We start from the raw sequence: 24,134 nt of genomic DNA on the forward strand, positions 1-24,134 counted from the left end.
GCAGGCGGGCAGACATGGCTCAGGCCTCGGAAGGTGATTGCTTGTAGTTGTAACCAATGGGGTGAGGCATGTTGCGAGCCTTGGCCAGTTCGATCTGCTTCTGCCGATCGGCGGCGCTGCGTCGGGTCTTCTCGCTCAGGGTGTTCCAGCAGTGCGGGCAACTGATGCCCGGCACATAGTGCTCGGATGCGCGATCTTCGACGCTTACCGGAGTGCGGCAGGCATGACATTGATCGTAGTCGCCTTCGCTCAGGTCGTGGCGCACGGTGACCCGGTTATCGAAGACAAAGCAGTCGCCCTGCCATTTGCTCTCTTGCTGCGGCACTTCTTCGAGGTACTTGAGGATCCCGCCCTTGAGGTGGAACACCTCGTCGAAGCCTTCGCTGAGCATGTAGCTGGAGGCTTTTTCACAACGAATGCCGCCGGTGCAGAACATCGCGACTTTCTTGTGTTTGCTCGGGTCGAAGTGGGCTTTGATGTAATCGGGGAACTCGCGAAAACTGGTGGTTTTCGGATCGATGGCGCCTTCGAAGGTGCCGATCGAGACTTCATAGTCGTTGCGGGTATCGATCAGCAGTACTTCCGGATCGCTGATCAGGGCATTCCAGTCTTGCGGGTCGACATAGGTCCCGACCTGCTTGTTGGGGTCCACGCCCTCGACACCCAGGGTGACGATTTCTTTCTTCAGCTTGACCTTGGTGCGGTAGAACGGCTGGTCGTCGCAGTACGACTCTTTGTGGTCGATGTCGTCCATGCGCGGGTCGTTCTTGAGCCAGGCCATCAGCCCGTCGATGCCTTCGCGGCTACCGGAAACCGTACCGTTGATGCCTTCTTCGGCGATCAACAGGGTGCCTTTGATGCCGTTGTCCAGCATCGCCTGCAGCAGGGGTTCGCGCAGGGCTACGTAATCTTCAAGGGTGACGAACTTATACAGTGCCGCCACGACAATGGGTTGTGTCATGGGTGATCTCCAGGTGGCTACCCTCGTAAAGGGTGAACCGGATGCGAAAAAAAACGCGCCGACTGAGCGGCGCGTTGCGGATTGTAGCAGGAAGGCAGCTACAAGCTCCAAGGGGCAAGCGTCAAGCTTGCGGCGGGCCCCTCAATGCTTGCCGCTGCCCCCGGCGCAGGTCGGCGAGGCCGGGGCCACACCGATCTTCGCCCATTCCTCAGGGGTATAGGTATGCAGCGCCAACGCATGGAACTCGCCCATCAGGTCGCCAAGCGTGGCGTACACCTTCTGGTGGCGCTTGACACTGTTGAGCCCGGCAAACTGCTCACTGACCAGCACGGCCTTGAAATGGGTCTGCAGCCCGCGACTGTGCATATGGCTTTCATCCGCCACCTGCAAATGCTCTGGCTGCAATGCGCCGAGCGCCGATTCGATACGTTGTTGCATGGTCATTCCTGGCTCCGCTTACTTCTTCTTCGCCGGTGCTGCTTTTGGCGTCAGTTCAGTGGTCATGTCATCCAGCAGCTTGTTGACCACAGGCACCGCGCTTTCCAGCTTGGCTTGGGTCAGTTGGGCCGATTGCTGGGTCAGCTGAGGCATTTTTTCCAGGACTTTCTTGCCCAGCGGCGACTGGTAGAACGCCACCAGGTCCTTGAGTTCGGATTCGCTGAAATTGCTGGTGTAGAGCTTGACCATGTCCGGCTTCAGCTTGTTCCAGCCGATGGCCTGGTCCAGGGCGGCGTTGGCCTTGGCCTGGTAGGTGTCCAGCAGGGCTTTTTTCGATTCGGGGGCTTTGGTCTGCTCAAACCGCTGAGCGAACATTTGCTGCACTTGCATGTACACCGGGGTACCCAGCTTGTCGGCGTGCGCCAGGGTCAGGAAGGCTTCGGCACTGGCATTGTGGCTGGCGGTATCGGCAAGAACCTGGCCGCTGGCGCAAACCAGAACAACCGCGGTACAGATGGCACGAAGACGAGTCATCGAGTTTCCTTTTCTAGCAGGCGAGGTAAGACCCCAAGGGCGACCATTCTGCGCCTAAAAAACTCATGCACTCAACCCCACCCCTTGCCGCGCCTGGATTTGCTCGACCAAACGACGCAAAAGCAGCTTTAGGGAACCCCACTGCCCGATCACGACCTAAACTGCGCAATCAGACCTACAGGAGTGTGCACGATGAGCCGTATCGAAACCGACAGCCTTGGCCAGGTTGAAGTCCCGGATGAAGCCTACTGGGGCGCTCAGACACAGCGTTCGCTGATCAACTTCGCAATCGGCGACGAGCGCATGCCGCTGTCGGTGGTGCATGCCCTGGCCCTGATCAAGAAGGCCGCGGCCCGGGTCAACGATCGCAACGGCGACCTGCCCGCTGACATCGCACGCCTGATCGAGCAGGCCGCCGATGAAGTGCTGGCAGGTGATCACGACCAGCAGTTTCCGCTGGTGGTCTGGCAGACCGGCAGCGGCACCCAGAGCAATATGAACGTCAATGAGGTGATCGCCGGACGCGCCAACGAACTGGCCGGCAACCCACGCGGCGGCAAAAGCCCGGTGCACCCCAACGACCACGTCAACCGCTCGCAAAGCTCCAACGACAGCTTCCCGACCGCCATGCACATTGCCGCAGCTCAGGCCGTGCAGCATCACCTGCTGCCAGCGATCGCCGAGTTGTCCGGCGGCCTGGCCGAACTTTCGGCGCGGCACATGAAGCTGGTGAAGACCGGACGCACTCACTTGATGGACGCCACGCCCATCACCTTCGGCCAGGAGTTGTCGGCATTCATCGCCCAACTCGATTACGCCGAACGGGCGATTCGCGCCACGCTGCCAGCGGTGTGCGAATTGGCACAGGGCGGCACTGCAGTGGGCACCGGACTCAATTCACCCCATGGTTTCGGCGAAGCGATTGCCGCCGAGCTGGCCGCGCTGTCGGGCCTGCCGTTTGTCACCGCCCCCAACAAATTCGCTGCCCTCGCCGGCCATGAGCCGCTGACCAGCCTGTCCGGTGCGCTGAAAACCCTGGCCGTGTGCCTGATGAAAATCGCCAACGACCTGCGCCTGCTGGGCTCCGGGCCGCGGGCCGGGTTTGCCGAGGTCAAGTTGCCGGCCAACGAGCCCGGCAGTTCGATCATGCCCGGCAAGGTCAACCCGACCCAGTGCGAAGCCCTGTCGATGCTGGCCTGCCAGGTCATGGGCAACGACGTGGCCATCGGCTTCGCCGCCAGCCAGGGTCACCTGCAACTGAACGTGTTCAAACCGGTGATCATCCACAACCTGCTGCAATCGATTCGCCTGCTGGCCGATGGCTGCAGCAACTTCCAGCAGCATTGCGTGGCGGGCCTGGAACCTGATCCGGTGCAAATGGCGGCGCACCTTGAACGCGGCCTGATGCTGGTGACCGCGCTCAACCCCCATATCGGCTACGACAAGTCGGCGGAAATCGCCAAGAAGGCCTACGGCGAGAACCTGACCTTGCGCGAAGCGGCGCTGCAACTGGGTTATCTGACCGACGAGGAGTTCGACGCCTGGGTTCGCCCGGAAAACATGCTCGAGGCTGGCAAACAGGGCTGATTCGGGCTGTGGATAAAAACGGCTCTTGCACAGGCAACCCATGCAAGAGCCGTCGCTCCGTCAGCGGTGCAACCCGCCGCCAGGCCCCACAAAGAGGACTGTCTGCTCAACGCAAGGCCTCGAACAACCCACTCGCACCCATGCCCCCGCCCACGCACATGGTGACGATGCCATAGCGCAGGTTGCGCCGTTGCAGCTCACGCACTAGGTGCCCTACCTGTCGCGAGCCGGTCATGCCGAACGGGTGGCCGATGGAGATCGAACCGCCGTTGACGTTGTATTTCTGGTTGTCGATTTCCAGGCGGTTGCGGCTGTACAGGCACTGCGAGGCGAATGCCTCATTGAGCTCCCACAGGTCGATATCGGCCACTTGCAGACCCTTGGCCTTGAGCAGCTTGGGCACCGAGAACACCGGGCCGATGCCCATCTCGTCGGGCTCGCAACCGGCTACCGTAAACCCGCGAAACAACGCCCGAGGCTTGAGCCCCAGCGCCAGCGCTTTTTCCAGGCTCATGACCAGGGTCATGGACGCGCCATCGGACAATTGCGAGGAGTTGCCCGCGGTCACCGAGCCGTCTTCGGCAAATACCGGCTTGAGGCCAGCCAGGCTTTCCAGGGTGGTGTCAGGGCGGTTGCAGTCGTCGCGGTCCACCACGCCCTCGAGAATCTGCACCTGCCCGGTGTTCTTGTCCTCGACCCGGTACTTGACCGCCATCGGCACGATTTCGTCATCAAACAGGCCGGCCGCCTGGGCCTGGGCCGTACGTTGCTGACTTTGCAGGGCGTACAGGTCCTGTTCTTCGCGGCTGACGCTGTAGCGCCGGGCGACGACCTCGGCGGTCTGGCCCATGGGGAAGTAGATCCCGGGAACCTGTTCCTTGAGCAGCGGGTTGATCAGGTTGTCGGTGTTGACGCTTTTCATGGTCAGGCTGATGGACTCGACGCCACCGGCGACGATGATCTCGCTGCAACCGGAAGCGATCTGGTTCGCGGCGATGGCGATTGCCTGCAGGCCCGAGGAGCAGAAACGGTTGAGGGTCATGCCCGCAGTGCCGGTGCCCAGTTGCGAAAGCACCGCGACGTTGCGCCCGATGTTGTAGCCCTGGGCGCCTTCGTTGGAGCCGGCGCCGACGATGCAGTCCTCGACGCTGGCCGGGTCGATGCCATTGCGGGTCAGCAGCGCATTCACGCAATGAGCCGCCATGTCATCCGGACGGGTCTGGTTGAACTTGCCGCGAAAGGATTTGGCCAGGCCAGTCCGTACGCTGTCGACGATCACCACTTCACGCATGGCACACCTCATTGTTGTTGTCGGTTAAGAGTGGATCGAGCATAGATCCAGCCCTCCCCCGACCGCGACAATCATTCACCCCGCGTATGCAAAACCATCGCCTTATTTGCCGTGCTTCTTATCGTGCTTGTCGGACTTTTCAAACGCCGATTCCAGGGCGCGGTTGATGGTGCGCAGCACTTTGACCCGCGCCCAGCGCTTGTCATTGGCTTCGACCAGGGTCCAGGCCGCAACTTCGGTGCTGGTGCGATCAACCATGTCGCCAACGGCCGCGCGATAGGCGTCCCACTTGTCGCGGTTGCGCCAGTCGTCCTCGGTGATCTTGAAGCGCTTGAAGGGGATTTCCTCGCGGGCCTGGAAGCGCTCCAGCTGGGTCTGCTTGTCGATCGCCAGCCAGAACTTGACCACGATCACCCGCGCATCATCGAGCTGCTCTTCGAAGTCATTGATCTCGCCATAGGCACGCAACCAGTCACCCGGGCTGCAAAAGCCCTCGACCCGCTCCACCAACACCCGGCCATACCACGAGCGGTCGAACACGGTGAATTTGCCCCGCGCCGGAATATGCCGCCAGAACCGCCAGAGATAAGGCTGCGCCCGCTCCTCTTCGGTGGGCGCGGCAATCGGCACGATGCTGTACTGGCGCGGGTCGAGGGCTGCCGCCAGACGGCGAATGGCGCCCCCCTTGCCCGCCGCATCGTTGCCTTCGAACACCGCCACCAGCGCGTGCTTGCGCATGCGCTTGTCACGCAGCAAGCCGGCGAGGCGCGCCTGCTCAGTAATCAGTTGTTCTTCGTAATCGTCTTTTTCCAGGTGCTGGGTCATGTCCAGGCTGTCGAGCAGGCTGATCTGATCGACGCTCACCGGCAACGGCGCCGCGTTCACCGTGGCCGGCTTGGCGGCGGGACGGTTGAGGGCATTCTGCAGGCCCTCGAGCAGAATCCGCCCCACTGTCAGGCTCCGGTAGTGCGGGTCCACACCTTCGATCACGTGCCAGGGCGCGTAGTCGCGACTGGTGCGGCGCAGGACACGCTCGCCGTATTTGACGAACTTGTCGTAGGTCTTCGACTGCTGCCAGTCCAGGGGGCTGATGCGCCAGCTGTGCAGCGGATCGTCCTGCAGCGACTTGAGCCGCGACTTCATCTGTTTCTTCGACAAATGGAACCAGAATTTGAAGATCAGCGCGCCCTCGTCGCAGAGCATTTTCTCCAGACGCTCGGCGGCGTTGATCGCCTGGTCCAGGCGCGCATCCTTGAACTCCCCATGCACCCGCCCCTGGAGCATCTGGCTGTACCAGTTGCCAAAAAACACACCCATGCGGCCCTTGGCCGGCAGCATCCGCCAGTAGCGCCAGGCCGGCGGCCGCGCCAGTTCTTCGTCGGTCTGCTGGTCGAAGGTGCGCACCTCGATCAGCCGCGGGTCCATCCACTCGTTGAGCAGCTTGACCGTCTCGCCCTTGCCGGCGCCTTCGATGCCGTTGATCAATACGATCACCGGAAAGGCCGCTTTTTCTCGCAACTCGAACTGTGCTTCCAGCAGGGCTTCCCGCAGGGCGGGGACTTCGGCGTCGTAGACTTCTTTGTCGATGGCGTGACCGATTTCGGCAGATTCGAACATGGGCGGCTCCCTTCCAAGATGGGGCAAGACTAGCGGATCGCCCCCTGGCTGTGGAAACAAATCCCCGACGATTCATTCACCCGGCCTTGCCCCCGCGCCAATGGCGGCCGACTGTCGAACCACGGCCTTGTCATGGATCAATCGCCGCCACGGCTATCGGCTAGAATGGCCGCCTTGCCGTAATCGAGCCGAACATGACCGCCGTATTGCCCCACGCCCAGCTCGACTGGGACGAACAGGGACGCCCGCACTCGCGGGTGTTCGATGACGTGTACTTCTCCACCGAGTCCGGGCTGGATGAAACCCGCCATGTGTTTATCGAACAGAATCGGCTGCGCGAACGCTTTGCCGCGCTGGCCCCGGGTGCCCGATTTGTCATTGGCGAGACCGGCTTCGGCACCGGGCTGAATTTCCTCTGCGCCTGGCAGCTCTTCGAGCAACAGGCCGAGCCCAGCGCTCGCCTGCATTTCGTCAGTGTTGAAAAGTACCCGCTGGCCCCTGCCGACCTGCAACGCGCCCTGGCCCTGTGGCCGGAATTGGCGGCGCTTGCCGAGCCGCTGCTCAAGGCCTATGTCGCAGTGCATCAGGGTTTCCAGCGCCTGGTCCTGGACCAGGGCCGCGTCACCCTGACCCTGCTGATCGGCGATGCCCTGGAGCAGTTGCCCCAGCTCGACGCACAGATCGATGCCTGGTTCCTCGACGGCTTCGCCCCGGCGAAAAACCCCGACATGTGGACCCCAGAGCTGTTCGCCGAGCTGGCGCGCCTGGCGGCCCCGGGTTCGACTATCAGCACCTTTACCAGCACCGGCTGGGTGCGCCGCCTGCTGAACGCCGCCGGCTTCAAAATGAAACGCACCCCGGGCATCGGCCACAAATGGGAAGTGCTGCGCGGCGAGTTTCTCGGCTGGCCCGCCGAGACACCGGCACCCGCCACTGCCAGGCCCTGGTTCGCTCGCCCCGATCAGGCCCCGACAGACAAACACGCTCTGGTGATCGGTGCCGGCCTGGCCGGTTGCGCCAGTGCCGCGAGCCTGGCCGCACGCGGTTGGCGGGTCAGCCTGCTGGAGCGCCATGCCGGGCTGGCCCAGGAAGCCTCGGGCAATCCCCAGGGCGTGCTCTACCTCAAGCTTTCGGCCCACGGCACCGCGTTGTCGCAGCTGATCCTCAGCGGCTTCGGTTACACCCGGCGTCTGCTGGAGCACCTGCAACGGGGCGTCGACTGGGACGGCTGCGGGGTGCTGCAACTGGCGTTCAACGCCAAGGAAGATGAGCGCCAGCAACAATTGGCCGAGGCCTTTCCCGCCGACCTGTTGCATCGACTGGACCAGGCCCAGGCCGAGGCACGGGCCGGTATCGCCCTGGCCCAAGGGGGGCTGTTTTTCCCCGAGGGCGGTTGGGTCCATCCACCGGCACTGTGCCAGTGGCAGGCCCGCAACCCGTTGATCAAGGTCCTCGCGCACCACGATGTGCTGCACCTGCACAAGGTCGACCAGCAGTGGCAAGCCTGGGACGGCGAGCAGTTGCTGGCCAGTGCGCCGGTGGTGATTCTTGCCGGCGCAGCAGAGATCAAGCGCTTCGCGCCCAGCGCCGAACTGCCCCTCAAGCGTATTCGCGGGCAGATCACCCGCCTGCCGCAGACCGCCCTCAGCCAGAGCCTGGCCACCGTGGTCTGCGCCGAAGGTTATGTCGCGCCGCCACGCCTGGGCGAACACACCCTGGGGGCGAGCTTTGACTTCAACAGCGACGACCTGACGCCCACCGCTGCTGAACACGCCGGCAACCTGCAGATGCTGGAAGAAATCTCCAGCGACCTGGTGGCACGCCTGCAGGCCGATCAACTGCCTGTGGATAACCTGCAGGGACGGGCCGCGTTTCGTTGCACCAGCCCGGATTACCTGCCGATCGTCGGGCCGCTGGCTGATCAGACGCTCTTTGCCCAGACCTACGCCGCACTGGCCAAGGACGCGCGGCAAGTACCGGACCTGCGGTGCCCCTGGCTGGATGGCCTGTATATCAACAGCGGCCATGGCTCCCGGGGGCTGATCACCGCCCCGCTTTCCGGCGAACTGCTGGCCGCCTGGCTGGAAAACGAGCCGCTGCCACTGCCCCGCAGCGTGGCCGAAGCCTGTCATCCCAACCGTTTTGCCTTGCGTCGGCTGATTCGCGGCAAAGCCTGAGCCCCTTGGCGGCGTTGCTCCCGTGCAACGCCGCCCGCATGCACCCCAAGCCTTTTCCAGCACCTGGCTGCGCACTACAGCCGGGCGCCTTATAACCTATTGGTCTAAAACTCCCGAGTTTCACACAGGTCAGTTTCTGAGTACCGGCCCTTCTGGCCGATCGACGATTGACTCTCCCCAACGGAAAAACCGGTAAGGACTTATGTGCGGACTAGCTGGCGAATTACGCTTTGATCATCAACCTGCCGACCTGGCAGCGGTTGAACGAATCACCCATCACCTGGCCCCTCGCGGCCCTGACGCGTGGGGCTTCCATAGCCAGGGGCCCATTGCCCTCGGCCATCGACGCCTGAAAATCATGGACCTGTCGGACGGCTCGGCGCAGCCGATGATCGACAACCAGCTGGGGCTGTCCCTGGCGTTCAACGGCGCGATCTACAACTTCCCCGAGCTGCGGGCCGAACTCGAAGGCCTGGGTTACGCCTTTTATTCCGGCGGCGACACCGAAGTGCTGCTCAAGGGCTATCACGCCTGGGGCGCCGACCTGCTGTCCAAGCTCAACGGCATGTTTGCCTTTGCCATCTGGGAGCGCGATGCCCAGCGCCTGTTCATCGCCCGCGACCGTTTGGGCGTCAAGCCGCTGTACCTGTCCCGCACCGGCCAGCGCCTGCGCTTTGCCTCGGCCTTGCCGGCACTGCTCAAGGGCGGCGACATCAACCCGATCCTCGATCCGGTGGCGCTGAACCATTACCTGAACTTCCACGCCGTGGTACCTGCGCCGCGCACCTTGCTGGCCGGTATCGAAAAACTACCGCCCGCGACCTGGATGCGCATCGAAGCCGATGGCCGCACCGAGCAGCAAACCTGGTGGACCCTGCCCTACGGTCCGCGCGCTGACGAGCTCGACCTGACCCTGGAAGACTGGCGCGACCGTGTGCTCGACAGCACCCGTGAAGCCGTGGCGATCCGCCAGCGGGCGGCGGTGGATGTCGGTGTGCTGCTTTCGGGCGGTGTCGATTCGAGCATGCTGGTGGGCCTGCTGCGGGAAGTCGGGGTGGAAAATCTCTCGACCTTCTCCATCGGTTTTCAGGATGCCGGCGGCGAACGTGGCGACGAGTTCCAGTACTCGGACCTGATCGCCAAGCATTACGGCACCGAGCATCACCAGTTGCGTATCGACGAGCGCGAAATCATCGAGCAGTTGCCGGCAGCCTTCAGAGCCATGAGCGAGCCCATGGTCAGCCACGACTGCATCGCCTTTTACCTGCTGTCGCGGGAAGTGGCCAAGCACTGCAAGGTGGTGCAAAGCGGCCAGGGCGCCGATGAACTGTTTGCCGGTTACCACTGGTACCCGCAGGTGGATGGCGCCAGCGACCCGTATGCCGCCTACCGCGAGGCGTTCTTCGACCGCAGCTATGACGACTACGCCGCCACCGTGCAGCCCAAATGGCTGACCGCCAACGACGCCGCCGGTGACTTTGTGCGCGAGCATTTCGCCCAGCCCGGAGCCGACGCCGCGGTGGACAAGGCCCTGCGCCTGGACAGCACGGTGATGCTGGTCGACGACCCGGTCAAGCGTGTGGATAACATGACCATGGCCTGGGGCCTGGAAGCGCGCACGCCCTTCCTCGACTACCGCCTGGTGGAGTTGTCGGCGCGGGTGCCGGGTAAATACAAGCTGCCGGACGGCGGCAAGCAAGTGCTCAAGGAAGCGGCGCGGCTGGTCATCCCCAGCGAAGTGATCGACCGCAAGAAAGGCTATTTCCCGGTCCCGGGCCTCAAGCACCTGCAAGGCGACACCCTGAACTGGGTGCGCGAACTGCTGCTGGACCCGAGCCAGGATCGTGGCCTGTTCAACCCGGCCATGCTCGACCGCCTGCTGACCGACCCGCAAGGCCAACTGACGCCATTGCGCGGCTCCAAGCTGTGGCAACTGGCAGCGCTGAACCTGTGGCTCAGCGAACAAGGAATCTGATCGATGAAACCCCACGCCACGGCTTACAGCCAACGCTTGTTACGCGGTCAGGCGCCGTCTTATGAACGCCTGCAAGCGCGCTTTGCCGAAGACGGCAGCGAGCCCGGGCCGGAACCCATTGCCGTGCATTGCGGGTGGGGCCGGCTGCTGATCGGCCATACCTTTCCCGACCCGGCGAGCCTGGCCCAGGAGTTGCTCAACGAACAGCCCGGCGAGCGCGATATCGCGCTGTATGTGGCGGCGCCGCAGCAGATTCTGGGGCTGGAGCCGACGCAGCTGTTTCTCGACCCGTCCGACACCTTGCGCCTGTGGTTCAGTGATTACCGCCAGGCGACCCGGGTCTTTCGCGGGTTTCGCATCCGCCGCGCGCAGAACGAGGCCGACTGGCAGGCCGTCAACCAGCTGTACCAGGCGCGCAATATGCTGCCCATCGACCCGGCGCTGTTGACTCCGCGCCACGCGGGCGGCCCGGTGTACTGGCTGGCGGAAGACGAAGACAGCGGCGCGGTGATCGGCAGCGTGATGGGGCTCAACCATCACAAGGCGTTCCAAGACCCGGAAAACGGCAGCAGCCTCTGGTGCCTGGCGGTAGACCCGCAGTGCACCCGCCCCGGTGTCGGCGAAGTGCTGGTGCGGCACCTGATCGAGCACTTCATGAGCCGTGGTCTGAGCTACCTCGACCTGTCGGTGCTGCACGACAACCGCCAGGCCAAGAACCTCTATGCCAAGCTCGGTTTTCGCACCCTGTCGACCTTTGCCATCAAGCGCAAGAACGGCATCAATCAGCCGCTGTTCCTGGGCCCTGGGCCCCAAGCCGAGTTCAACCCTTACGCGCGGATCATTGTCGAGGAAGCCCATCGCCGCGGCATCGATGTGCAGGTCGACGACGCCGAGGCCGGGATGTTCACCCTGAGCCACGGCGGGCGCCGGGTGCGCTGCCGCGAGTCCCTGAGCGACCTGACCAGTTCCATCAGCATGAGCCTGTGCCAGGACAAGAGCCTGACCCACAAAGTGCTGCGCAGCGCCGGGCTGAATCTGCCCGCGCAGCAATTGGCGGGTAACGCCGACGACAACCTGGCGTTTCTCGATGAACACGAGCGGGTCGTGGTCAAGCCCCTGGACGGCGAGCAAGGCCAGGGCGTGGCGGTCGACCTGCGCAGCATTGAAGAGGTGCAGCAGGCTATCGATCATGCCCGGCAGTTCGACGGCCGGGTGTTGCTGGAAAGCTTTCACCAAGGCCTGGATCTGCGAATCCTGGTGATTGGCTTTGAAGTGGTGGCGGCCGCGATTCGCCGGCCTGCGGAAGTGATCGGTGACGGTCAGCATTCAATCGGTGCCCTGATCGAAGCCCAGAGCCGCCGACGCCAGGCCGCTACCGGCGGCGAAAGCAAGATCCCCCTGGACCACGAAACCCAGCGCACCCTGCATGCCGCAGGCTATGACTACAACAGCGTACTGCCGGCAGGCGAACGCCTGTTTGTGCGACGTACCGCCAACCTGCACACCGGGGGCACCCTGGAAGACGTCACAGCGATATTGCATCCGACCCTGGTCGACGCTGCGGTGCGAGCCGCGCGGGCGCTAGATATCCCGATGGTCGGCCTCGACCTGATGGTGCCGGCCGCCGATCAGCCGCAGTACGTGTTTATCGAAGCCAATGAACGCGCCGGCCTGGCCAACCACGAGCCGCAACCGACGGCGGAGCGCTTTGTCGATCTGCTGTTCCCCCATAGCCAACCGGCGACCTAGGTTCGCCCTGGGCCGGCATCGGCAGCCCGACGGGCTGTGGTGCCGGCATCAAGGCCCTCGACCTGCACCAGGCAACACGCCCTTGGCCTCATCGAAACCATCGATGTCCTTTACTCATCAGGAGTTTCCATGACCCGTAAAATCCCCGAACCCGACCTCACCTACCTGCAGAAAGTCCTCCTGGAGATGCTGGCCATCCCCAGTCCGACGGGCTTTACCGACACCATCGTGCGTTACGTCGCCGAACGCCTGGAAGAGCTGGGCATTCCCTTTGAACTGACCCGCCGCGGCACCATCCGCGCCACCCTCAAGGGCCAGAAAAACAGCCCGGACCGCGCAGTCTCGGCCCACCTGGACACCATTGGCGCCAGCGTCCGCTCGGTCAAAGACAATGGGCGTCTGACCCTGGCCCCGGTCGGCTGCTGGTCAAGCCGCTTTGCCGAAGGCAGCCGGGTCAGCCTGTTTACCGATAACGGGGTGCTGCGCGGCAGCGTGTTGCCGTTGATGGCCTCCGGGCACGCGTTCAACACGGCAGTGGATGAAATGCCCATCAGCTGGGACCACATTGAGCTGCGCCTGGACGCCTATTGCACCACCCGCGCCGACTGCGACTCCCTGGGCATCGGCGTCGGGGATTTCGTCGCCTTCGATCCGCTGCCGGAATTCACCGAAAGCGGGCATATCAGCGCCCGCCACCTGGACGACAAGGCCGGGGTCGCCGCCTTGCTGGCCGCGCTCAAGGCCATTGTCGACAGTGGCGAACCCTTGATGATCGACTGCCACCCGCTGTTCACCATCACCGAGGAGACCGGCAGTGGCGCGGCGGCCGCCCTGCCCTGGGATGTCAGCGAGTTTGTCGGCATCGACATCGCCCCGGTCGCGCCCGGCCAGCACTCCAGCGAACACGCGGTGAGTGTCGCCATGCAGGATTCCGGCGGCCCTTATGACTACCACCTGTCGCGCCACCTGCTGCGCCTGGCCCATGACCACGAGTTGCCGGTACGCCGGGATTTGTTCCGCTACTACTTCAGCGACGCCCATTCGGCGGTCACCGCCGGTCACGATATCCGCACGGCGCTGCTGGCCTTCGGTTGCGACGCGACCCACGGCTACGAACGCACTCATATCGACAGCCTGGCAGCGCTCAGTCGCTTGCTCGGGGCTTACATCCTCAGCCCGCCGGTATTCGCCAGCGACGCGCAACCGGCCCAGGGCTCACTCGATCGCTTCAGCCATCAACTGGAGCATGACGCACAGATGGAGAGCGACACCCGAGTGCCGTCGGTCGACAGCCTGGTCGGGCAAAAATCATAACGGCGACTGACACCCTGCCTGCACGCGCTTTGGCTGGCGGTGCAGGCCCGGGCGCAGTAGCATCCGGGATTGTTTGCCGGAGGCCCGTATGCTGATTCCCCACGACCAACTTGAAATCGACACCCTGACCCGCCTGATCGAAGACTTCGTGACCCGCGACGGCACCGATAATGGCGATGACACGCCACTGGAAACCCGCGTGCTGCGGGTGCGCCAGGCCTTGAGCAAGGGTCAGGCGCTGATCGTTTTCGATCCGGAGAGCGAACAGTGCCAGTTGATGCTCAAGCACGATGTGCCCAAGGCCCTGTTCGACTGAAGAGTCTGCGGGCCCGCATTGGGCCCGATCAGCCGTTGGAGAAGCGTGGGCCGAACAGGATGACGCTCGCGCCTATCACACACAGTGCCACCCCGAGCCAGTCCGAGCTCAGCGGACGCACCCGCTCCACCAGCCCCAGCCAGCCAATCGAAGCGATGATGTAGATCCCGCCATAGGCGGCGTAGGCGCGCCCCGCATAAGTGGCCTCGACGCGGGTCAACAACAGGGCAAACAAGGTCAGGCTCAATAGCGCGGGGATGATCCACCAGGCACTCTTGCCCTGGCGCAACCACATCCAGAAGGCGTAGCAGCCAGCGATTTCAAATAGCGCGGCAAGGAAAAACCACAGGTAATTAAGCATGCAAGGTCTCGTCAGGATTGCCAGATGCCGGCAACCCTAACGACGCACCGGCCAGCGGGCAAGTTCAGCTTGCGCTTTGCCGGGCCTTGGCCCGCATCTTGTCGGCCATCAGGGTCATTTCGTCGTACAGCAGCTGCGGGTTCTTCTGCTTCAGGGCCCAGGCCATGCGGCCCTGCTCATGGGGCAGGATCATGAACTCGCCGGCGGCGACCTGACGGTAGATATAGTCGGCAATGTCGGCCGCGCTGATGGGCGAGCTTTCAAGCAGTTTGCCGACCTGGGCTTTCATCGCCGGGGTCGGGCCACGGAATGAATCCAGCAGGTTGGTCTGGAAGAACGACGGGCATACCACATGCACCCCAACCTCCTGTTGCGCCAACTCGATCAGTAGGCTTTCCGACAGCGCCACCACACCGGCCTTGGCCACGTTGTAGTTGCTCATGGCCGGGCCCTGCATCAGGGCCGCCATGGAGGCGATGTTGATGATCTTGCCCTTGCTCTGTTCCAGCAACGGCAGGAACGCCTTGCAGCCCTTGACCACGCCCATCAGGTTGATTGCAATCTGCCAGTCCCAATCCTCCAGGGACAGCTCGCTGAAAAACCCGCCCGAGGCCACCCCGGCGTTGTTGACGATCACATCGATACCGCCCAGCTTCACCTCGCAGGCCTGGGCAAACGCGGTCAATTGGCTGTAGTCGCGCACATCGCAGCGCTGCACGAAGCCATCGCCACCCGCCTCGCGCACCAGCTTCAGGGTTTCCTGCAAGCCCGGCTCACTGACATCGGACAACGCCAACTGCCAACCTTCACGAGCCCAGCGCAGTGCGATTTCACGACCCAGGCCGGACCCGGCGCCAGTAATCATCATGCGATTTTGCATAGGAGTTGCCTTGTTGTTCCGGGGAAGTTGAGCCGCAGTGTAGCGAAGGAGCCTGGCTCTCCCACGTACCATCAGAATGCTGAATGCCCCAGGCAAACTTAGCCCCCATGCCTTGCACAATCCGAGTCGGGACTTGGCGCGAATCAATAAGTTCAGCGCCGAAGGGCAATTGCCCCAGCATTAAAAGAAATAAACCCGTGTGCAAAAAACATTAAAAATACTTGGAATTTTTTCTCCGCGTGCAGAGTCGGATTTATTAAGCGGTTCGGCTTAGTTGATAACTGAACCTCGTCGTCAAACAGCCGCGTCTTGACCGAAAACTCCAATAAGGAAATCGACATGGGCACAATTCTGATCGTTATTCTGATACTTCTTCTGATCGGTGGTCTTCCGGTGTTCCCGCACTCCAGAAGCTGGGGTTACGGCCCGTCCGGTATCATCGGTGTGGTTCTGGTAGTGCTGCTGGTATTGCTGCTGCTGGGTCGAATATAAGCACATCGCTATTGTATAGCCGAAAAAAAAGAGGCCCTTGCAGGGCCTCTTTTTTATTGCGCTTACTGATCAGTCCGGCTTGCCATCGATAACACCGGCCGTGTTATCAATCAGACTCTTGGTGGCTGTTTGCAGGAACGCTTCCAACTTGAGTTTCATCTCGGCGGTATCAGGTGCGTCCGGAACGATTTCAGCTCGTGGGTTAGTCCCCAGTTGGTATTGGTACATCTTGGGCAGCATTTCCTTTTCCTTCGGCAGCACCAGGATCTCGCCCGCCGTCACAATGGCGGTGGTCTGCTCGCTACCCGATGGCTTGATCACGCCAAACCCGGTGTCGCCTTCCGGCAGGTTCAGCAGATCACGGCCCCAGCACTGGTGACGCACTTCGCCACCCAGGCGGCCCATGATGGTCGGCACGATGTCGACCTGGGTCCCGACGATGTGGCTGCGCGGACCGAACTTTTCCTGGATCCCCGGCGCGATCATCAGCATCGGCACGTTGAAGCGGCCCAGGTCCATTTCGGTGATCTGGCGCTCGTTGCCGAAGCCATGGTCACCCACCACCACGAACAGGGTTTCCTTGAAGTAAGGCTCTTTACGCGCCTTCTCGAAGAACTGGCCCAACGCCCAGTCGGCGTAGCGCATGGCGGTCAAATGCTCATTCAGGGTGCCGCGATCGGTCACCGGCTCAACCGGCAACGGCGTCGGCAGCGCGTAAGGCGTGTGGTTGGACAGGGTTTGCAGCAGGGCATAGAACGGTGCGCCATTCTCCCGCGCCTTGAGCTCGACCAGGCCGCGATCGAACATATCCTGGTCGGATACGCCCCAGGTCGGATCGGAGAACACCGGGTTGACGAAGTCGTTGCGCCCGACAAAGTTGGTCATGCCCTGGTTGCTGAAGAAGCCCGACTGGTTATCCCAGGCGAAGTCGCCGTTGTAGACGTACACATCGTCGTACTTGCGAGCACTGAGCAGTTGCGGCAGGCCCGACAACTTGTGGCTGCCTTCCGGGGTCTGCATCAGGTATTCGAAACCGGGCAGGTTCGGGAAGCAGGCCATGGTGGCAAACATGCCCTGGTGGGTATGGGTGCCATTGGAGAAGAAGTTGTCGAACAGCAGCCCTTCCTTGGACAACTTGTCGAGGTACGGCGTGATGTTGCCGGGAGCGCCCAATGCACCGACCGAGTGACCGGCCATGCTTTCCATCAGGATCACGACCACGTTCTTGATCGGCAGGGTCTTCTCGGCGGGCGGCGTGTAGTCACGGCGCACGGCGGCCGTGTTGGCATCCACCAGTTTTTCGTCCGGCATCACCAGCATTTGGCGCACGATCTTGGTTGCCTCTTCCTGAGGCAGGGTGGCTTTCCAGATGTTGCCGCGGTCTTCCGACATGCGGTCCTTGGCTGCCGCCACCAGTTGCAAGGTGCCATTCAGGCCGAGCTGGTTGGCGAAGTTGGAGTCGGTGGTGTACACGTCACCCCAACGCAGCGGCGGCCCCTGGCGCAAGGTGCCACGCGCTGCAACCACACAGATCAGCAGGCAGACCACGAACACACCGACCCGGGCGTACCAGGGGGCGATCTGCCGGGTGCCGATGCTGCCACCACTGAAGGGGCCACGAGGGCGGGTCGCACGGTCAGCGCCCTTGAACGCCAGGCTCAGGATCCAGGTACCCACGGCCCACGCCAGCAGGTAACGCACCACCGGGAAGCCATACCAGAGCATGCTCATCACGGTTTTCGGGTCTTCCTTCACATACTGGAAGACCAGGCCGTTGAGGCGCTGGTGGAACTCACGGTAGAAGTCCATCTCCATCAGGCCGAGGAACAGCGCGATGCTCGATACCAGGGTCAGCCAGAAGCGGAAGAAGCCGCGTGCGGCCATGGCCCTGGCGCTGAACAGTGCCAGCAACAGCGGAATGCTCAGGTACACCACCAGCCGCAGGTCAAAACGCAGACCGTTGGCGAACGCTTCGAGAAAGGTCGAAGCCGGGGTGTCGAGGATCATCTCGCGGTTGTAGGCCAGCAGCGCCACGCGCAGCAAAGTGAACATCACCATCATGACCAACGCGCACAGCAGCGTATAAGCCAGGTGGGATTTGACGGTCGGTTGCAGCAGGCGATTCGAGGCTCGCTGCTGACTCAGGGCGTCCGGGTTTGCCATGTCGTTTTAGGACCCATTGGAAGTTTAAGTTTCAAAAATGCAGCTGCGCTCTGCCCTCTTTTCGCCACCAGGGGCAGGGGGGATACGCGGAGCGCAAATGTTGCACGATCACTCGTGGCATTGCCATTGATTACTGGCAAACACCCAAGCAAGCCCGCAACGGCTCTAGGGCAAGAGATTGCGTCACAAAACAGAGGAAACGGTGCGGGCGGATTGTCTTGGAAACTTTGTGAAAATTTTGTGCAACGCATATTTGGTCACATAAAAAAGGGCCCTGAGGCCCTTTCCATATGATGATCAGTCGTTGCTCGGTTTGTTCACTGCTTGCAAGACGTATTGCGGCAGGGCAAAGGCGCCGATATGAATTTCCGGGTTGTAGTAGCGCGTCACGATACCGCTGCCGGCAAAACGCTGGCGCAGGACGTCACGGGACAGCTTGCGATACGCGGTGTCGGTCGCGCCCCAGGCAAAGGTCATGGCGCCGCCGATGTAGGTCGGAATCGCCGCCTGATAGAAGTGCCAATCCGGGAACAGGCTGCGCAGGCGGCCGGCGGTGGTCTGGACTTCACCCAGTTGCATGAACGGCGTGCCGTTCTGGGTCACCAGGATCCCACCTTCATTCAGGCAGCGATGGCAAGCCTGGTAGAAGTTTTCCGAGAACAGGACTTCACCCGGGCCGATCGGGTCGGTGGAGTCCGAAATGATCACGTCGAACTTCTCTTCGGTGGTAGCGACGAAGCGCATGCCATCGTCGATCACCAGGTTCAGGCGTGGATCATCGAACGCACCCTTGGAGTGGTTGGGCAGAAACTCCTTGCACATTTCGACCACGGTGCCGTCGATCTCGACCATCGTGATGTGTTCGATACTGCGGTGCTTGGTCACTTCACGCAACATGCCGCCGTCACCGCCGCCGATGATCAGCACGCGCTTGGCCGTGCCGTGGGCGAGGATCGGCACGTGGGTCAGCATCTCGTGGTAGATGTATTCGTCAGCCTCGGTGGTCTGGATCACACCGTCCAACGCCATGACCCGGCCCATGCGCGGGTTTTCGAAAATCACCAGGTGCTGGTGCTCGGTGCGCACTTCGTGAAGCATTTTTTCCACGCGAAAACGCTGGCCGTAGCCTTCGTAGAGGGTTTCTAGGTATTCGCTGGTCTTGGTGCTGCTCATGGGTAAGTCCCCCGATAAATGCTGGTGGCAACGGACGGTTACCCGCCCATGATGGTCGGATGCCGGCACCTGCGTGTGGGCATTCAACCAAGGAAAGGCGCGCATTCTACGTCGCCGAACATGACAGGTCGAACCTTCTGGTTCGACTTTCATGCCCGGCCCGGGCCACGGCATGAATCACCCGGCAGCCGTTGCCGGGGCTCGGGGGCTGTTACACCCGCATCGGGTCAGATCCGCACATTGCCTCGTGGCCCGGCGATCGCCCAGATAATCAGGCCCAGCACCGGCAACAGGATGATCAGCAGCACCCAGATGATTTTCATCCCGGTTTCTGCGCTACTTTTCAGAACGTTGATGATCGCCCAGATATCCAGCGCCAGAATAATCAGGCCGATAAGGCCATTGAAGGTGGATCCCATGGTGTTGCTCCCAAGTGATGGATTGCACCCTTAGGATAGCCGCGCCTGGCCAGGGTTCCGTTTTATTGCGCAGATCGCCGGCTTTAAACGTGAATCGCGACTTTGAGTGCTTCCAGGGACGGCGCAGCGGCGATCCCTACCTCGGCGCACAACTCCAGGACGCGCGGCACGTCGTTGCCATACACCAGCACCAGTTGCAGCTCGTCATCCAGCAGTTGGCTGAAATTCATCAGCACATAACCGCCGTTTTCCGGGTTCATGCTGGCCATCTGGATCTGAATGCGGTTGAGGGCAGTCAACGCCTCGGTCTTCGCCAGTTGCTTGGGCTTGATGTTGAAGGTCACGCCCGGGCCGAACGAGTCGACGATCTGGGCGAACAGGTCGACATAGGTATCGGCCTGGAACAGCACGGTGTCCGGCAGACTACCCACTACCACCCACTCACCCAGCGGGATCGGGAAAGTATCGTCGTAGTTGATGTCCGGATTGGCCGTCAGAAACGCTTCGGGGTCGGCGTAGGCTTGCGCCGCGTCGGTGGCGATTTGCTCGATTTCAGCATCGCCCATGCACCCGGAGCTGATTTTGCCGATGAGTTCGATTAGGGCGGTTTTCATGGGTGCATCCTGAAGGCGAGTGATTTTTTCGGGCGCGCAGGATAGCGCAAAGGCCAGGCGGCGGCGAGGGTGTTGCGCCCTCGCCCTCCCCTGCGGTCAGCCCAGCAGGCGCTCAAGCTGCGCGATCGTGTCCTTGGCGCCCATGGTCTTGGCCGCCTCCAGCGCACTCACGCCATTCGCGTCGCGGCCCTTGGGGTCGGCGCCCTGGCTGATCAGGTAGTCGACGATCTCGGTGCGGTTGAACATCGCGGCCATCATCAGCGCGGTACGGCCGTCGAAGGACGAACCTTCAACCTCGGCGCCGCCCTCGACCAACGCCTTGACCACCGCCAGGTCGCCCTTGAACGCCGCGCCGGCAATCGGGCTCTGCCCGTTATCGTTGCGAATCTCCGGGTCGGCCTTGTGTTTGAGCAGCACTTGCACCGCGTCCAGGTGGCCGTGGTAGCTGGCGAGCATCAGCAAAGTGTCGCCCTTATGGTTGCGCAGGTTGATCGGCAGGCCGTTGCTCACCAGCCTGTCGAGCATCAATGCGTCACCCTGGCGGGCCACGTTGAACACCTGCTCGGCAAATTCCTCAGCTTCTTCCTGGGTCATCTGGCGGCTGTTGTCTGTCATCGGAAACTCCACATTCGGCAAATTGCAAAGGCGCTAGTTTCCTTAAGCCGCCCCGGCCCTGTCACCCCTTTTTTCTCAAGAGCGGCCATAGCCAGAATCAATAACGGAATTTGCCCGCCTGGATATCCAGCACCGTCTGTTCAGTTACCTGCACATAGGTATCCGAGCCTGGCAGCCAGGCATAGATTGGGTCGTCACCGGTCTTGGCGGGGTCGAAGGCTTCTTCCTTGAGCCGGGTTTTCTGGTATTTGAAGGTGCCGGTGGTTTCCATCTTGACCTTCACCCGCAGGAACAGCGGCACGGCATACGCCGGCATCTGCTCCCGGGCAAATTGCAGCAGGTCGCGAAAATCCAGGGTCGCCAGGGACTCGGCCGGGGTGATCGCCGCCATTCCGGCACGGCCGTTGGTGTTGTGCACTTGCACTCCGTAGGCCACGGCCTCGGCGATATGGGGGTGTTGCAGGAAGATATTCTCGACCTCGGTGGTGGAGACGTTTTCGCCCTTCCAGCGATAGGTATCGCCCAGGCGGTCGACGAATTGCGCATGGCCAAAACCGATATCGCGCAGCAGATCGCCGGTGTTGAAATAGCGATCGCCCTTCTCGAACACATCGCACAGCGTGACCTTGCGGTTTTTCTCTGGCTCGGTGTAGCCGTCCAGAGGCGCCTTGTCATCGATCTTCGCCAACAGCAGGCCCTGCCCGCCCTTGGCGACCTTCTGCATGAACCCGGCACTGTTGCGGATCGGTTCCCCCGTGTCGTGGGCGTACTCCACCAAGGCCCAGGACGCCAGGGAAAACCCAATGGTGTTGTTGAAGTTGAGCACGTTGGTGAAACCGATATTGCCGTCGCTGGCGGCGTACAGCTCGCAGATATGCCCGACTCCGAAACGTTGCTTGAACTCGGCCCAGACGCCCGGGCGCAGGCCATTGCCGATCATCTTCAACACTGGGTTGTCACGGTCCCGGGCGCTGGGCGGCTGATCGATCAGGTAGCGGCAGAGTTCGCCGACATAACCCAGGGTGGTGGCATTGAATTGTCGTACGTCATCCCAGAACCGGCTGGCACTGAACTTGCGCCGGATCGCAAACCCCGAGGCGCCGACAATGGCCGAACCCCAGCACACACAAAGCCCGGTGGCGTGGTACAGCGGCAAGGTGCAATAGACCACGTCTTCGGGCTGCATATTCAGGGCGATGGTGCCGAAGCTGGCGGAGGTGCGCATCCAGCGCCCGTGCTTGAAGATCCCGGCCTTGGGCAGGCCGGTGGTACCGGAGGTATAGATGTAGAAGCACGGGTCATCGAGGTAGATCTGCTGGGTGCTCGGCGGATTGCTCGATGGCGAATCGGCGCTGGCGCTGATCAGATTGATGTAGCCCTCGGGCGCCTCGCCCGGATCGACAAAGGTCTGTTGATCGGCAACAAACCAGGTCCGCTGCGCGTCGATCGCCAACTGCGGGCGAACCGCGGAATAGGCCGCGACCAGTTCGCCACCAACCACAATCGCTGCCGGCTTGACCAGATTCAGGCTGTGCGCGAGCACGCCCTGGGTCTGCGCCGTATTGAGCATTGCGCAGATGCCACCCAGCTTGGCCACCGCCAGCACCGTCACCAGCAGTTCCGGGCGGTTCTCAATGAAGATCGCCACCACATCGCCCTTGCCCAGGCCCTGTTGCTGCAGGTAATGAGTGATGCGGTTGGCCCATTGGTTGACCTGTGTATAAGTCAGCCGCTGGTTGCCATAGAGCAGCGCCGCGCCATCGGGATTGCGCTGTGTTGCCTGTTCGAAGGTCCAGCCCAGACCGCAGGCTTGATCAGGTTTCTCGACGTTGGCCGCTTTCATGCCCTTGAGCACCCGAGGCAACGCCCGGGCAATGGACGGCAACTTACGAATTATCATGCCCCAGGTGATCATGTCGCTTTGATTGCTGTTCATGGATCCCATCCTGTTTCTTATTATTCGGTCGAGCGGACCTCGCAATCCGCCGCTCATGACTTTCCTTGTCGTGATAACCGGCACTACTCGGCAACTCCCGTAAACAGCTGGCACAACGCTTGGCCACGACAGCCGTGAGGCAGCGTTGCAGGCTGAAAAATACGTCAGCCGTTCTCGGACTGTACACGTGGTTTTTGCAAAGTTTTGTATCCCTTGGCAACGCCTGCCCTGGGGAAAAATTGCCGACCGCAAGTCTGAGCCATGGAATTTTTAGGACGGTGCCAGGGTCACAGCGGTACCCGGATCGAGCGCCAGAGCCCGCCCGAACCACGCAAAATGCAGGATGCACGATGGCCATTCATGCAATATGCACGAAAAAGAAAAATCGGATAATTTGTAACGTGTTGATTTTAATAGAGTTTTATTAAAATCAAATACTGGCACAATCGCTGCACCTATCACTCCACGCTTGCCATTCAAGAGCTAACGGAGCTGATAGACATGAGCCTGATCCAAGAAAAATTTTCGTCGCTGTTCTCCAACTTCGAAGTCACCACCCAGCCACGTCCTGACGGCGGCATCCTGCTCACATTGCGCAATAGCGAAGGCCGACAGTTCAAACGGTCGATCTCCTACGCGCAGTTGCATGCCGGTGACCAGTTGTCTTGGGTGATCAGTGCGATTCGTCGCGACCTGGCCGAACAAGCCAGCGAGTTGCCACAGATTTCCATGCTGCAAAGCCAGAATCGCTTCGCCCTGCCGACCTATCACTCCGTTTGAGTGAAGCTCGCGCCACACCTCAGGCCGTGCCAGCCTTGCGCTGACACGGCCTTCGTTTTAGAAGCTGGCCGGATCGATATCGGCAAAGCTCGTTACATTGAGATGCCCCAGCAATTCCCCGCCGTCGCGCACCAGTCCACAAGTGGCCATGCCGGCGGCTTTGGCTGCGTCCAGTTCCTGGACGATATCCGACAGGAACAGCACCTGCGCCGCCGGGCAAGCCATGGCCTGGCTGATGCGGCGATAGGATTGCTCCTCGCGCTTGGGGCCTGAAGTGGTGTCGAAATACCCGCTGAACAGCCCAGACAGATCCCCGGCATCCGAACAGCCGAAGATCAGTTTCTGCGCCTGGATCGAGCCAGACGAGTAGACATACAACTCATAACCTTGCTGATGCCAGCGCTGCAGCGCTTCGACCGCGTCGGGGTAGACATGCCCTTTGAGCTGGCCGGCCTGATAACCCTGCTCCCAGACCATGCCCTGCAATGCCTTGAGCGGCGTGGCCTTGCGGTCTTCGGCGATCCAGCCCAGCAGGATCTCGATCACCCGCTCCACATCCGCCGCCGTTTCGCCGCTGTCCTGGCGCACCGCCTGCAACTGCTCGGCCACATCTGCGCGGGTGGCGTGCTGGCGAACAAAGTCGGGCAAATGCGTGGCAGCGTAGGGAAACAGCACATCAAACACGAAACTCACCGCGCTGGTGGTGCCTTCAATGTCGGTCAGAATGGCCTTGATCGGCATC

22 protein-coding genes are annotated in these 24,134 nt (G+C 61.8%); 8 read left to right on the forward strand and 14 right to left on the reverse strand.

Features of this window, described 5'->3' with window-relative positions:
* Window positions 1-19: 19 nt before the first annotated feature.
* From ACOZJV_RS21085 to ACOZJV_RS21095, 3 genes are all read right to left on the reverse strand, one after another.
* Window positions 20-961 carry a rhodanese-related sulfurtransferase gene (locus tag ACOZJV_RS21085; RefSeq protein WP_078470716.1) on the reverse strand — a complete coding sequence of 314 codons (942 nt, stop codon included), beginning with the start codon at window positions 959-961 and terminating at the stop codon, window positions 20-22.
* A gap of 141 nt (window positions 962-1,102) precedes the next feature.
* Complete coding sequence (locus ACOZJV_RS21090; RefSeq protein ID WP_020299624.1) at window positions 1,103-1,405, reverse strand: BolA family protein; 303 nt, start codon at window positions 1,403-1,405, stop codon at window positions 1,103-1,105.
* Between the two features lie 12 nt (window positions 1,406-1,417).
* Window positions 1,418-1,933 carry a DUF2059 domain-containing protein gene (locus ACOZJV_RS21095; RefSeq protein ID WP_020299623.1) on the reverse strand — a complete coding sequence of 172 codons (516 nt, stop codon included), beginning with the start codon at window positions 1,931-1,933 and terminating at the stop codon, window positions 1,418-1,420.
* A gap of 192 nt (window positions 1,934-2,125) precedes the next feature.
* On the opposite strand from ACOZJV_RS21095, the gene ACOZJV_RS21100 reads away from it, so the two are divergent.
* On the forward strand, window positions 2,126-3,520 hold the full coding sequence (locus tag ACOZJV_RS21100; RefSeq protein ID WP_078470717.1) for a class II fumarate hydratase: 1,395 nt from the start codon (window positions 2,126-2,128) through the stop codon (window positions 3,518-3,520).
* A gap of 106 nt (window positions 3,521-3,626) precedes the next feature.
* On the opposite strand, the gene ACOZJV_RS21105 is transcribed toward ACOZJV_RS21100, so the two are convergent.
* Entirely contained in the window at window positions 3,627-4,811 is a 1,185-nt protein-coding gene (locus ACOZJV_RS21105; RefSeq protein WP_421548404.1) for a thiolase family protein, read from the reverse strand.
* Between the two features lie 102 nt (window positions 4,812-4,913).
* Window positions 4,914-6,428 carry a polyphosphate:AMP phosphotransferase gene (pap, locus tag ACOZJV_RS21110; protein WP_421548405.1) on the reverse strand — a complete coding sequence of 505 codons (1,515 nt, stop codon included), beginning with the start codon at window positions 6,426-6,428 and terminating at the stop codon, window positions 4,914-4,916.
* A 194-nt stretch (window positions 6,429-6,622) separates the two neighbouring features.
* Here pap and mnmC point away from each other — a divergent pair, with 194 nt between their 5' ends.
* From mnmC to ACOZJV_RS21135, 5 genes are all read left to right on the forward strand, one after another.
* Complete coding sequence (mnmC, locus tag ACOZJV_RS21115; RefSeq protein WP_421548406.1) at window positions 6,623-8,605, forward strand: bifunctional tRNA (5-methylaminomethyl-2-thiouridine)(34)-methyltransferase MnmD/FAD-dependent 5-carboxymethylaminomethyl-2-thiouridine(34) oxidoreductase MnmC; 1,983 nt, start codon at window positions 6,623-6,625, stop codon at window positions 8,603-8,605.
* 202 nt (window positions 8,606-8,807) lie between these two features.
* Window positions 8,808-10,580 carry an N-acetylglutaminylglutamine amidotransferase gene (locus ACOZJV_RS21120; protein WP_421548407.1) on the forward strand — a complete coding sequence of 591 codons (1,773 nt, stop codon included), beginning with the start codon at window positions 8,808-8,810 and terminating at the stop codon, window positions 10,578-10,580.
* Window positions 10,581-10,583: 3 nt separating this feature from the next.
* Complete coding sequence (gene ngg / locus ACOZJV_RS21125) at window positions 10,584-12,329, forward strand: N-acetylglutaminylglutamine synthetase (protein ID WP_421548408.1); 1,746 nt, start codon at window positions 10,584-10,586, stop codon at window positions 12,327-12,329.
* Between the two features lie 129 nt (window positions 12,330-12,458).
* Window positions 12,459-13,643 carry an osmoprotectant NAGGN system M42 family peptidase gene (locus tag ACOZJV_RS21130; RefSeq protein WP_078470723.1) on the forward strand — a complete coding sequence of 395 codons (1,185 nt, stop codon included), beginning with the start codon at window positions 12,459-12,461 and terminating at the stop codon, window positions 13,641-13,643.
* A gap of 88 nt (window positions 13,644-13,731) precedes the next feature.
* Window positions 13,732-13,959 (forward strand): YheU family protein, encoded by a 228-nt coding sequence (locus ACOZJV_RS21135; RefSeq protein ID WP_421548409.1) that lies wholly within the window; start codon window positions 13,732-13,734, stop codon window positions 13,957-13,959.
* Between the two features lie 28 nt (window positions 13,960-13,987).
* Here ACOZJV_RS21135 and ACOZJV_RS21140 read toward each other — a convergent pair whose 3' ends face one another.
* A complete protein-coding gene (locus ACOZJV_RS21140) occupies window positions 13,988-14,320 on the reverse strand; it encodes a YnfA family protein (protein WP_078470724.1) in 333 nt (110 codons plus the stop codon).
* A 64-nt stretch (window positions 14,321-14,384) separates the two neighbouring features.
* A complete protein-coding gene (locus ACOZJV_RS21145; RefSeq protein ID WP_020299613.1) occupies window positions 14,385-15,200 on the reverse strand; it encodes an SDR family oxidoreductase in 816 nt (271 codons plus the stop codon).
* Between the two features lie 333 nt (window positions 15,201-15,533).
* Here ACOZJV_RS21145 and ACOZJV_RS21150 point away from each other — a divergent pair, with 333 nt between their 5' ends.
* On the forward strand, window positions 15,534-15,692 hold the full coding sequence (locus tag ACOZJV_RS21150; protein ID WP_177323429.1) for a DUF3309 family protein: 159 nt from the start codon (window positions 15,534-15,536) through the stop codon (window positions 15,690-15,692).
* 69 nt (window positions 15,693-15,761) lie between these two features.
* Here the strand turns inward: ACOZJV_RS21150 and ACOZJV_RS21155 are convergent, their stop codons facing one another.
* The 6 genes from ACOZJV_RS21155 to ACOZJV_RS21180 form a co-directional block, all read right to left on the reverse strand.
* Window positions 15,762-17,855 carry an LTA synthase family protein gene (locus tag ACOZJV_RS21155; protein ID WP_078470725.1) on the reverse strand — a complete coding sequence of 698 codons (2,094 nt, stop codon included), beginning with the start codon at window positions 17,853-17,855 and terminating at the stop codon, window positions 15,762-15,764.
* 297 nt (window positions 17,856-18,152) lie between these two features.
* Complete coding sequence (speE, locus tag ACOZJV_RS21160) at window positions 18,153-19,028, reverse strand: polyamine aminopropyltransferase (RefSeq protein ID WP_421548410.1); 876 nt, start codon at window positions 19,026-19,028, stop codon at window positions 18,153-18,155.
* A 227-nt stretch (window positions 19,029-19,255) separates the two neighbouring features.
* Window positions 19,256-19,447, reverse strand: coding sequence for a PLDc N-terminal domain-containing protein (locus ACOZJV_RS21165; RefSeq protein ID WP_020299609.1), 192 nt, complete (start codon window positions 19,445-19,447; stop codon window positions 19,256-19,258).
* A gap of 83 nt (window positions 19,448-19,530) precedes the next feature.
* On the reverse strand, window positions 19,531-20,061 hold the full coding sequence (locus tag ACOZJV_RS21170) for a hypothetical protein (protein ID WP_078470726.1): 531 nt from the start codon (window positions 20,059-20,061) through the stop codon (window positions 19,531-19,533).
* Between the two features lie 96 nt (window positions 20,062-20,157).
* Window positions 20,158-20,676, reverse strand: coding sequence for an ankyrin repeat domain-containing protein (locus ACOZJV_RS21175; RefSeq protein ID WP_020299607.1), 519 nt, complete (start codon window positions 20,674-20,676; stop codon window positions 20,158-20,160).
* 97 nt (window positions 20,677-20,773) lie between these two features.
* Window positions 20,774-22,612 (reverse strand): long-chain-acyl-CoA synthetase, encoded by a 1,839-nt coding sequence (locus ACOZJV_RS21180; RefSeq protein ID WP_421548411.1) that lies wholly within the window; start codon window positions 22,610-22,612, stop codon window positions 20,774-20,776.
* A gap of 501 nt (window positions 22,613-23,113) precedes the next feature.
* Between ACOZJV_RS21180 and ACOZJV_RS21185 the strand changes: the two genes are divergently transcribed.
* A complete protein-coding gene (locus tag ACOZJV_RS21185) occupies window positions 23,114-23,392 on the forward strand; it encodes a DUF3509 domain-containing protein (RefSeq protein ID WP_020299605.1) in 279 nt (92 codons plus the stop codon).
* A gap of 57 nt (window positions 23,393-23,449) precedes the next feature.
* On the opposite strand, the gene mtnC is transcribed toward ACOZJV_RS21185, so the two are convergent.
* Complete coding sequence (gene mtnC, locus ACOZJV_RS21190) at window positions 23,450-24,133, reverse strand: acireductone synthase (protein WP_078470729.1); 684 nt, start codon at window positions 24,131-24,133, stop codon at window positions 23,450-23,452.
* Window position 24,134 lies beyond the last annotated feature (1 nt).

Origin of the sequence: Pseudomonas sp. QD4 (assembly GCF_049199125.1) — a bacterium.
Taxonomy (GTDB): domain Bacteria; phylum Pseudomonadota; class Gammaproteobacteria; order Pseudomonadales; family Pseudomonadaceae; genus Aquipseudomonas.

What these genes read in the sequence shown, in the direction of transcription:
- ACOZJV_RS21085 (WP_078470716.1), bottom strand. Translation starts at nt 961, where the DNA reads ATGACACAACCCATTGTCGTGGCGGCACTGTATAAGTTCGTCACCCTT.
- ACOZJV_RS21090 (WP_020299624.1), bottom strand. Translation starts at nt 1,405, where the DNA reads ATGACCATGCAACAACGTATCGAATCGGCGCTCGGCGCATTGCAGCCA.
- ACOZJV_RS21095 (WP_020299623.1), bottom strand. Translation starts at nt 1,933, where the DNA reads ATGACTCGTCTTCGTGCCATCTGTACCGCGGTTGTTCTGGTTTGCGCC.
- ACOZJV_RS21100 (WP_078470717.1), top strand. Translation starts at nt 2,126, where the DNA reads ATGAGCCGTATCGAAACCGACAGCCTTGGCCAGGTTGAAGTCCCGGAT.
- ACOZJV_RS21105 (WP_421548404.1), bottom strand. Translation starts at nt 4,811, where the DNA reads ATGCGTGAAGTGGTGATCGTCGACAGCGTACGGACTGGCCTGGCCAAA.
- pap (WP_421548405.1), bottom strand. Translation starts at nt 6,428, where the DNA reads ATGTTCGAATCTGCCGAAATCGGTCACGCCATCGACAAAGAAGTCTAC.
- mnmC (WP_421548406.1), top strand. Translation starts at nt 6,623, where the DNA reads ATGACCGCCGTATTGCCCCACGCCCAGCTCGACTGGGACGAACAGGGA.
- ACOZJV_RS21120 (WP_421548407.1), top strand. Translation starts at nt 8,808, where the DNA reads ATGTGCGGACTAGCTGGCGAATTACGCTTTGATCATCAACCTGCCGAC.
- ngg (WP_421548408.1), top strand. Translation starts at nt 10,584, where the DNA reads ATGAAACCCCACGCCACGGCTTACAGCCAACGCTTGTTACGCGGTCAG.
- ACOZJV_RS21130 (WP_078470723.1), top strand. Translation starts at nt 12,459, where the DNA reads ATGACCCGTAAAATCCCCGAACCCGACCTCACCTACCTGCAGAAAGTC.
- ACOZJV_RS21135 (WP_421548409.1), top strand. Translation starts at nt 13,732, where the DNA reads ATGCTGATTCCCCACGACCAACTTGAAATCGACACCCTGACCCGCCTG.
- ACOZJV_RS21140 (WP_078470724.1), bottom strand. Translation starts at nt 14,320, where the DNA reads ATGCTTAATTACCTGTGGTTTTTCCTTGCCGCGCTATTTGAAATCGCT.
- ACOZJV_RS21145 (WP_020299613.1), bottom strand. Translation starts at nt 15,200, where the DNA reads ATGCAAAATCGCATGATGATTACTGGCGCCGGGTCCGGCCTGGGTCGT.
- ACOZJV_RS21155 (WP_078470725.1), bottom strand. Translation starts at nt 17,855, where the DNA reads ATGGCAAACCCGGACGCCCTGAGTCAGCAGCGAGCCTCGAATCGCCTG.
- speE (WP_421548410.1), bottom strand. Translation starts at nt 19,028, where the DNA reads ATGAGCAGCACCAAGACCAGCGAATACCTAGAAACCCTCTACGAAGGC.
- ACOZJV_RS21165 (WP_020299609.1), bottom strand. Translation starts at nt 19,447, where the DNA reads ATGGGATCCACCTTCAATGGCCTTATCGGCCTGATTATTCTGGCGCTG.
- ACOZJV_RS21170 (WP_078470726.1), bottom strand. Translation starts at nt 20,061, where the DNA reads ATGAAAACCGCCCTAATCGAACTCATCGGCAAAATCAGCTCCGGGTGC.
- ACOZJV_RS21175 (WP_020299607.1), bottom strand. Translation starts at nt 20,676, where the DNA reads ATGACAGACAACAGCCGCCAGATGACCCAGGAAGAAGCTGAGGAATTT.
- ACOZJV_RS21180 (WP_421548411.1), bottom strand. Translation starts at nt 22,612, where the DNA reads ATGAACAGCAATCAAAGCGACATGATCACCTGGGGCATGATAATTCGT.
- ACOZJV_RS21185 (WP_020299605.1), top strand. Translation starts at nt 23,114, where the DNA reads ATGAGCCTGATCCAAGAAAAATTTTCGTCGCTGTTCTCCAACTTCGAA.
- mtnC (WP_078470729.1), bottom strand. Translation starts at nt 24,133, where the DNA reads ATGCCGATCAAGGCCATTCTGACCGACATTGAAGGCACCACCAGCGCG.